This window comes from Myxococcus xanthus (assembly GCF_013116825.1).
GTDB classification, from domain to species: Bacteria; Myxococcota; Myxococcia; order Myxococcales; family Myxococcaceae; genus Myxococcus; species Myxococcus xanthus_B.
Window position 1 is genome coordinate 1 of the sequence record NZ_JABFNS010000222.1, and the last position, 8,285, is coordinate 8,285.

9 protein-coding genes are annotated in these 8,285 nt (G+C 69.3%); 4 read left to right on the forward strand and 5 right to left on the reverse strand.

Annotated features, from left to right (window positions below):
- Together HNV26_RS35980 and HNV26_RS35985 are read right to left on the reverse strand one after the other, a co-directional pair.
- Positions 1-641: protein kinase domain-containing protein (locus tag HNV26_RS35980; protein WP_171452997.1), on the reverse strand; the 641-nt coding region annotated here is incomplete at its 3' end.
- A gap of 57 nt (positions 642-698) precedes the next feature.
- Positions 699-1,517 (reverse strand): PHP domain-containing protein, encoded by an 819-nt coding sequence (locus tag HNV26_RS35985; RefSeq protein WP_171440137.1) that lies wholly within the window; start codon positions 1,515-1,517, stop codon positions 699-701.
- Positions 1,518-1,635: 118 nt separating this feature from the next.
- On the opposite strand from HNV26_RS35985, the gene HNV26_RS35990 reads away from it, so the two are divergent.
- The 3 genes from HNV26_RS35990 to HNV26_RS36000 all read left to right on the forward strand — a co-directional run bounded on the left by HNV26_RS35990 (position 1,636) and on the right by HNV26_RS36000 (position 3,055).
- The gene (locus HNV26_RS35990; RefSeq protein WP_171440138.1) at positions 1,636-1,923 is read left to right on the forward strand and encodes a hypothetical protein; all 288 of its coding nucleotides are present in this window, start codon (positions 1,636-1,638) and stop codon (positions 1,921-1,923) included.
- A 62-nt stretch (positions 1,924-1,985) separates the two neighbouring features.
- Entirely contained in the window at positions 1,986-2,420 is a 435-nt protein-coding gene (locus HNV26_RS35995) for an OsmC family protein (protein WP_011552807.1), read from the forward strand.
- Positions 2,421-2,527: 107 nt separating this feature from the next.
- Positions 2,528-3,055, forward strand: coding sequence for a hypothetical protein (locus tag HNV26_RS36000; protein WP_253817366.1), 528 nt, complete (start codon positions 2,528-2,530; stop codon positions 3,053-3,055).
- Positions 3,056-3,129: 74 nt separating this feature from the next.
- Here HNV26_RS36000 and speA read toward each other — a convergent pair whose 3' ends face one another.
- Positions 3,130-5,160 (reverse strand): biosynthetic arginine decarboxylase, encoded by a 2,031-nt coding sequence (speA, locus tag HNV26_RS36005; RefSeq protein WP_171440140.1) that lies wholly within the window; start codon positions 5,158-5,160, stop codon positions 3,130-3,132.
- A 238-nt stretch (positions 5,161-5,398) separates the two neighbouring features.
- Between speA and clpX the strand changes: the two genes are divergently transcribed.
- Positions 5,399-6,469, forward strand: a complete 1,071-nt coding sequence (gene clpX / locus HNV26_RS36010) for an ATP-dependent Clp protease ATP-binding subunit ClpX (protein ID WP_171440141.1) — start codon at positions 5,399-5,401, stop codon at positions 6,467-6,469.
- Position 6,470: 1 nt separating this feature from the next.
- Here clpX and HNV26_RS36015 read toward each other — a convergent pair whose 3' ends face one another.
- Both HNV26_RS36015 and HNV26_RS36020 read right to left on the reverse strand, forming a co-directional pair.
- Positions 6,471-7,226 (reverse strand): CvpA family protein, encoded by a 756-nt coding sequence (locus HNV26_RS36015; RefSeq protein WP_171440200.1) that lies wholly within the window; start codon positions 7,224-7,226, stop codon positions 6,471-6,473.
- Between the two features lie 11 nt (positions 7,227-7,237).
- Positions 7,238-8,026, reverse strand: coding sequence for a J domain-containing protein (locus HNV26_RS36020; RefSeq protein WP_171440142.1), 789 nt, complete (start codon positions 8,024-8,026; stop codon positions 7,238-7,240).
- Positions 8,027-8,285: the final 259 nt, after the last annotated feature.

An 8,285-nucleotide genomic window follows, 5' to 3' on the forward strand; every position in this document is an offset into this window, starting at 1 on the left:
TGGGAGGGCCGGGCCAGACCGAAGTCCGTCACCCGCACGCGCCCATCCTTCCCGACCAGCACGTTGCCCGGCTTGAAGTCGCGGTGGACCAGCCCGGCGGCGTGCGCGGCCGCCAGTCCCCGGCCCGCGTCCACGAAGACGCGCACCACGTCCTGCCAGGGCCTCGGCGTCTCCAGCCACTCCGCCAGCGACGCGCCCTCCACCAACTCCAACGTCAGGAAGACGCAGTCCTCGCAGACGCCCACGTCGTAGACGGTGACGACGTGCGGATGGGCCAGCCGGGCCAGTGCCTGAGCCTCGCGCAGCAGCCGCAAGCGCAGCTCCTCCAGGTGTCGGCCCTCGGGGCGCAGCAGCTTCAGCGCGACCCTTCGGTCCAGCTCCGGGTCATGGGCCGCGTACACCTCGCCCATGGCGCCCCGGCCAATGCGCTCCTGCACCACGTAGCGTGAGAGCTGGGTGCCCGTGGTCACCAGCGGGCCATCGTCGGGCGAGGGCACAGCCTCCGCCGCACTGGCGCCCAGGGCCAGGTGCTCCTGGCAGCGCTCACATCCTTCCACGTGGGCCAGTACGCGCGTGCGGTGCGCGTCCGGGAGCGCCCCTTCGAGGAAGTCGCTCAGTGTCGTCTCGCTCGGGCACCCCATGGATGCCCGGAGACTAACAAATTCCTGGACTTTTCACTTTTGCCCGCCTGTGGCGGTTCAGGCCTGGGCGCGTGACTTGAGGCGGGCGAAGAGCTCGGGGGGCATGGAGGCGGAGCCCAGCCGGTGGTCGGCGGAGATGGCCTCGCCGTGGAAGTCGCTGCCAGCGGTGGGGACCAGGCCCAGCTCCTTGGCCAGGCCGAGATACTTCTGGCGCACGCTGGGGTTGTGGTCCTCGTGCAGCACCTCGAGGCCCGCGAGTCCCGCCTGGGCGAGCGCGCGGATCTCCAGTCGCTCCATGCGCGATGAGCCCGGGTGGGCGAGGGTGGCGGTGCCGCCCGCGTTGCGGATGAGGCGGATGGCGTCCTCGCCCGCCAGCTTGAAGCGCTCCACCCAGGCGGCGCCGCGCATGCCCAGGAAGCGGTCGAAGGCCTCCTTCACGTCCACCACCCAGCCGCGGTCCACCAGCACGCGTGCCAGATGGGGGCGGCCCAGCTGCGCGTCGCCGGCCACCGCCCGGACGTGCTCCATGCGCACGGGGTAGCCCAGCTGCCGCATGCGCTCCAGCAGGGCTTCCATGCGCTGCTCTCGCTCCAGCCGGAGCCGGTCGGCGAAGCGAGCGATGTCCTCGTCATCCGGTCTCAGGAAGTGCCCCAGGATGTGGCACTCGCGTCCATGAATGAACGCGGAGATTTCGATGCCCGGCACCAGCTCCACGCCGTGGGCGCGCGCCGCCACCTCGGCCTCGGCCAGCCCCGCGACGGTGTCGTGGTCGGTGATCGCCAACACCGTCACCCCGGCGGCGGCGGCCCGCGCCAGCAGCTCCGTGGGCGCATATTGACCGTCGCTGGCGGTGGTGTGCGAGTGCAGGTCAATCACGACGGGCTCCAGGGTGTGGGGTGATTGTTTCCCATACGCGACCTATGCCGGGTTTCACACCAACTTGCGGCATGGGGGGTGCCGCCGCCACCCTGGGTGTGGCTACTGTCCGGGCCCTATGGGCAAGAAGTCCGATACGACCATCGAGAACCGGGTCTACCTCTTCGAGTCGCTGGCGAGCAGCTACGTGGCGTCCGCCACCGAGGTCTTGTCCTCGGAGGACCCCGCGGTGCGGCAGCGCGCGCGCCGGGCCCTGGCGGAGCTGGCCTTCGTGTCCTGTGTCATGGCGGACACTGCTCATCTGCCGGCCGAGCAGGTGCGGGCCCAGGTGCTCGGCGCGCCCGAGCGCGTCCCGGAGGCACCTTCGAAGGTGGCCGGCGGCGCGGCCCGGAAGCGCAACAAGTAGCGGCCCCTGCCGCGGTTCGGGTGGTATGTCGGCGGAGCCCTTTTGCTTCGAGGAGCGCCGACATGAGCCCGCCGCAGACACCCGCCACGGGCGTGGTGATGACGCTGGTCAGCCAGCCCCAGTTCAAGACGCAGCTCACCCATGGCCCGTCGGGCACGGTGAATCAGACGGAGGCGCCGCGCGACAACGGCGGCACCGGCGGCAGCTTCTCGCCCACGGACCTGGTGGGCGCGGCGCTGATGTCGTGCGCGGTGACGACGATGCACCTGTTCGCCTCGCGTGAAGGCATTGCCCTGGGCGAGGTGAGCGCCCGTGTGGAGAAGCGGATGTCGCCGCCGCCGCGCCGCATCGCCGAGCTGGTGCTGGACATCCAGATGCCGGCCGGCCTGTCCGCCGAGCACCGGGCCACCCTGGAGAAGGTGGGCCGTGAGTGCCCGGTGGCCCGCAGCCTCCACCCGGACGTGAAGCTGCCGTTGACGTTCAGCTATCCGGACTGAGGACGCCAGGCCGCTTGCCCTCCAGGGGGGCCTGCCCGCGAATGCTGCGGGTGGGCCCCTTCGTGTTCATCCTCCCCGGCTGCGGGGCTCGTCCTGGAGGACATGGCATGCATGCGAAGCGGCTGGGCATCTACCTCAATGACCACCTGGCGGGCTCGGTGGGCGGGCTGGAGCTGGCAATCCGCACGGAGGCGGAGAACCACGGCAACCTGCTGGGCCGCTATCTGGCGACGCTCATCCCCGAGCTGAAGGAAGACCAGTCCATGCTGCTATCGGTGATGGGCGCCCTGGCGCTGAAGCGAGACGGGCTGAAGACGCGCGCCGCGTGGGCCGTGGAGAAGGTGGGCCGGTTGAAGCTGAACGGCACGCTCGTGCGCTATTCGCCCTTGAGCCGGCTGCTGGAGTTGGAAGGCCTGTGCGCGGCCACGGAGGGCCGCTTGTCCCTCTGGCGCACGCTGGCGCGCGTGTCGGTGAAAGACGCGCGGCTCGCGGTGTTTCCCTTCGAGTCGCTCGTGCAGCGCGGTGAGGCGCAGCGCTCCGTGCTCCAGCGCCTGCGGGCCCAGGCGGCCGACGTGGCCTTCGCGGAGGAGCCGCAGCCTTTCGGCACCGGAGAGCCTCTGGTCGCGGGCCACTGACGGTCGCCCGGGCATGAAGAAGCCCCCTGCCGCGGCGAGCGACAGGGGGCGAGGACTTCATTCTGGCGCGGGGCTCAGGTGCCCGACGTTCCCGAGGCGCCGGCGGGCGGCGTCGTGGACCGGGCGCCCGAGGCGTCCGGCGTGGGCACCAGACGGAGCTGGCTGGCGCTGCCACCGAAGCTCGCGTCCACCTCACGCTCCAGGTACGTGTAGCCGGACAGGCCATCCTCGTACATGCGCAGCAGGTTGCGCGATTCGTCCAGGGTGATGCGGCCCTGGCGCAGCGCGGCCTCGGTGAACTTGCGCAGCTTCGCCACCAGGTCGTCCTTGGTGTAGCTGACGTAGTTGAGCACCTCCGTCACCGTGTCGCCGGCCACCACGTTGTCGATGAGGTAGCCCCCGTTGGGCCCCAGCGACACCTGCACGGCGTGCGTGTCGCCGAACAGGTTGTGGAGGTCGCCGAGGATCTCCTGGTAGGCGCCCACCATGAAGATGCCCAGGTAGTAGTCGTCATCGTTGAGCGCGTGCAGCTCGAGGGCGTCCTTCACCTCGCGCTTGTCGATGAAGTGCTCGATCTTCCCGTCCGAGTCGCAGGTGATGTCCGCCAGCGTCGCGCGGCGCGTCGGCTTCTCCGCCAGCCGGTGGATGGGCATCATCGGGAAGAGCTGGTCGATGGCCCACGAGTCCGGCAGCGACTGGAACACGGAGAAGTTGCAGAAGTACGTGTCGTTGAGCGCCTTCTCCAGGGAGTCCAGCTCCTCGGGAATCTCGCCCTGCTCACGCGCGATGCGCATGATCTTGTGGCAGGTGGCCCAGTAGATGTTCTCCGCCGCCACGCGCTGCTCCAGCGACAGGTGGCCCAGCGAGAAGAGGGTGAGGCTCTCCTCCTTGGCGTCCTGCGCGTCGTGCCACGCCTCGAGCAGGTTCTTGTTGGTGACCTCGCGGTAGGTGGACCAGAGGTTGCGGACCACGGAGGGGGACTTCTCGTCCACCTTGTCGGGGACCGGCGCCGGGCCGAACTCACTGGTGCCCAGCACGTCCACCACCAGCACCGCGTGGTGCGCCACCACGGCGCGGCCGGACTCCGACACCAGCGTGGGGTGCGGCACGCCGGCCCGGTCGCAGGCCTCCATGACGCCGAACACCACGTCGTTGGCGTACTCCTCCGTGGTGTAGTTCATGGAAGAGGCGAAGTTCGTCTGGGAGCCGTCGTAGTCCACGCCCAGGCCGCCGCCCACGTCCAGGTACTTCAGCGGCGCGCCCTGACGGGCCACCTCCACGTAGAAGCAGCCCACCTCACGCAGCGCGTTCTTCACGTTGCGGATGTTGGAGATCTGGCTGCCCAGGTGGAAGTGCAGCAGCTCGAAGGAGTTGAGCAGGCCCGCGTCCTTCATGAAGCCGATGCAGTTCATCAGCTCGGAGGAGGTCAGGCCGAACTTGGAGCGGTCGCCGCCGCTGGCCTCCCACTTGCCGGCGCCGCGCGTGGACAGCTTCACGCGAATGCCCAGCCGGGGGGCGATGCCCGTGCGCCGGGCGACCTCCGCGATGAGCGGCAGCTCGCTGGGCTTCTCCACCACCAGGATGACGTTGCGGCCCAGGCGCGAGTAGAAGAGCGCCGTCTCGATGTACTCCTCATCCTTGTAGCCGTTGCAGATGACGAGCGCGTTCTCGTTCTCCAGCAGCGCCATCACCGCGAGCAGCTCCGGCTTGCTGCCGGCCTCCAGCCCGTAGTTGTAGCCCTTGCCCGCCTCGATGAGCGTTTCCACCACGAAGCGGTGCTGGTTCACCTTGATGGGGTACACGCCGCGGTAGCCGCCCTTGAACCCCTGATCGTTCATGGCCTTGTGGAAGGCCTCGTTCAGGTGGACCACGCGGTGGCGCAGCACGTCCGTGAAGCGGATGAGCAGCGGCAGGCCGATGCCCCGGCGGCGCACTTCGTCGACCAGCTCCTTCAGGTCCATGTTCGGGGCCTGGGGACCGTCCGGGTGGACGATGACATGGCCCTTCTCATTGATGCCGAAGTAGGGGTTGCCCCAGTTCCGGATTCCGTACAGCTCGTGCGCGTCGGCGAGGGTCCAGCGGTGGGGAGGGGCGTTTACGGGCATCGGCGTCTCGAGGCTCCCTGGGGTAGATGGGGTGGACTCCCGTGAACAACGGACGATCACAGGAATCGCGCGGGAACTATCGGAAAGCCCCTCGGTATTCAACAGCCGCTTGTGCGGAGGGCAGGCAGGCTGGCGGGGCGGCCGCCCGGTGCTCCTCCTCCCGCGGGCCGACCCTCCATTCAATTCCTACCCTTTTCCCGTGAGTCATGAGGGACGCGTGGAAACAAGGGGAGGGTACATGGAGTCGTCCGCACGCAGGGAAGAAGCGCTGCTGACCCCGCGGGAAATCTACGAGCGGCTGGATCGCTTCGTCATCGGCCAGGACGGGGCCAAGCGCGCGGTGGCCATTGCGGCCCACAATCACCTCAAGCGTCTGCTGGCGCGAAGGCTGCGCCGGACGTCGCTCATCAAGAAATCCAACATCTTGCTGATGGGGCCCACCGGGAGCGGCAAGACGCACATCGCCCGCAATCTGGCGGACATCCTCCACGTGCCGTTCACCACCGTGGACGCCACCGAGTACACGGAGGCCGGCTACTACGGGAAGGACGTGGAGGTGATGATCTCCGACCTCCTCTTCAAGGCGAACCACTCCGTGGAGGATACCCAGCGGGGCATCATCTTCATCGACGAGGTGGACAAGATTGCCCGCCGCTCCCAGGGCGCCCGCAACGGCGCGGGCAGCCGCGACATCGGCGGCGAGGGTGTCCAGCAGTCGCTGCTGAAGCTGCTGGAGGGCCGCGAGGTGTACGTGCCCCTCAACGTCACCCAGGCCTGGAACAAGAGCGACTTCGTGCAGGTGGACACGCGCGACATCCTCTTCATTTGCGCGGGGACGTTCAGTGACTTGCACGACGACGGAGATGAAGGGCGCCGCGCCATGGGCTTTGGCGCGGAGGACTCGGCGAAGCGCCGCCAGAAGCGCATCAGCACCCGCCAGCTGACGGACTTCGGCATGCTGGCGGAGTTCCTCGGCCGCCTGCCGGTGGTGGTGCAGTTGGAGCGGCTGGGCGAGGAGGACCTGATGCGCGTGCTCAGCGAGCCGCCGGACTCCATCGTGCGCGAGTTCCGCGAGCTGCTGTCCATGGACGACCTGGAGGTGGACTTCGCCGAACCGGGCCTGCGTGAGGTGGTGCGCTATTCCGTGGCGCGCGGGCTGGGCGCTCGAGGATTGCGGTCCATCCTGGAGCACGTCATGGCGGACGTCATGTTCGAGGCGCCCGAGCGGCGGCGGCGCCAGGTGACGGTGGATGCGGGCTTCGTGCGAGAGCGGCTGCGGGGGCTGGATTCAACGCAGTTGGACGTATGAGTCAGGGCTCGCGCTCGGAGGCGCGGGCCGCGGCGCCCAGCCGGGCCGCCACGTCCGGGTCCTGGATGAGCTGGAGCACACCGTCGTGGCGCAGCAGCGCGGCGGTGTCTCCTCGCGCCAGGGCCTGCTTCAGCTTCGGGTCCTGTAGCAGGCGCTGGAAGCGAGGGTCCTTGCGCAGGGCCTTGTAGGCCGGGTCGTCCTGGAGCCGACCCGCGCGCTTCGGATCACTGGCGGCCTTGGCGACCTCCACCAGGTTCTTTACCGGGGCGAACTGGGTCATCTCGAAGAGGTTGTAGCGGCGGGCGACCTCGATGGAGAGCGACTCCTTCGGGGACAGGCCCACGCGGCGGCCCGCGATGACGACGTGCTGCTCGAAGAAGGCGATGGCGCTGAGGACGACCCAGGCGATGATGCCCATCTTCGCGCCGCCCAGCACGAAGCCGAGGAAGCGGTCCACGCCCCGGTTCTCATGGTGCTGACCGCTGGAGAGGATGCGCAGCAGCAGCGCGCCCAGGGCGTAGCGCACCGCGAGCCACGTGCAGATGAACAGGAGCACCGTGCCCGCGATGGCGCCCAGGAAGAGCGGACTGCCCAGGGCCTCGGCCAGGTGTGGGGCCACCACGGGGCCCAGGCGGCGCGAGGCGAAGTAGCCCACCGCCAGGCCCACCACGTTGGCGACCTGGCGCGACGCCCCGGTGATGGCGCCGATCATGGCGAAGAACAGCACCAGTCCGAGGATGATGAGGTCGATGACCATGGGCACCGCCGTCAGCGGATCTTGAACGAGCCGCCCTTGTCGCGAGCCTCGTCCTGGGACTGCTTCTGGACCTCCGCCAGCCGCTCCTTGTAGCGGGCGTTGGAGGGCTCATAGGTGAGCGCCATCTTCAGGTTCCGCTCGGCGGCGGACCAGTTGCCGGCGTCCGCGTCCTTCTGCGCCTGCTGGAAGAACTGGCGTCCCTTGGGGTGGGTGCCGATCTGCTCTTCCTGCTCCTTCTTGGCGGCGGCCTTCGTCTCCGCTTCGGAGGCTTCGGTGAAGCGCAGCTTCTGGGCGCGCTCGGGGCCCGTCACGTCGACGACGTACTTCTTGCGCTTCGTGTCGTCGCGCAGGACGTAATAGGCCTCGGTGACGCGCTTGTAGAGCTCGTTGATGCGCTCCTTCAGCTCCTTGGAGTCCACGTGGAAGAAGCGGTCCGGGTGGTAGGTGCGGCTCTCCCGGTAGAAGGCGCGCTTGATGTCCGCGGGGGTGGCGGTCCTCTCCAGCATGAGCACTTCGAAGTAGTCGAGCTGGTCCAGCTTCGCGCAGCGCGATTCCAGGTCGGCGAGCTGCTGGATGTCGAGGCCCAGGTCCGTTGACGCAGCAGGCGCCGGCGGTGGCGTGACCGCCGTGGCGGCGGCGACAGGCGGGACGATGGGCGCCACGGAAGGAATCGAGGGCACAGCGCCGGATGGAGCGTGTGGGGCCGGCGTCAGCGGTGCGATGCCTGGGACGGCGGGCGCCACGGACGGGGGAGGGCGCGGCGGCGTGGCGCCGGCCGGCACCAGCGCTGGGAGGGACATGGTGGGCCGGGCACCGGGCTTCTGCTGTGGGGCCGTGGAGGGCGCCACGGGAGGGACAACCTGTCCCAACGCGAGGACGGGAGGCGGCCTCGGCGTCGGTGCTGTTCCTGGGGAGCGTGCCGGCGCGGAAGGTACGGCGCCAGCCTGCGGCGCGGCTGCGGGGATTGCCGGGGCGACGGGTGGGCCCGTCCTCACTTGGGCTGGCGCGCGGGGGGCTGCCGGGGCCACGGAGGGGACGGCGCCTGTCTCTTATACACAG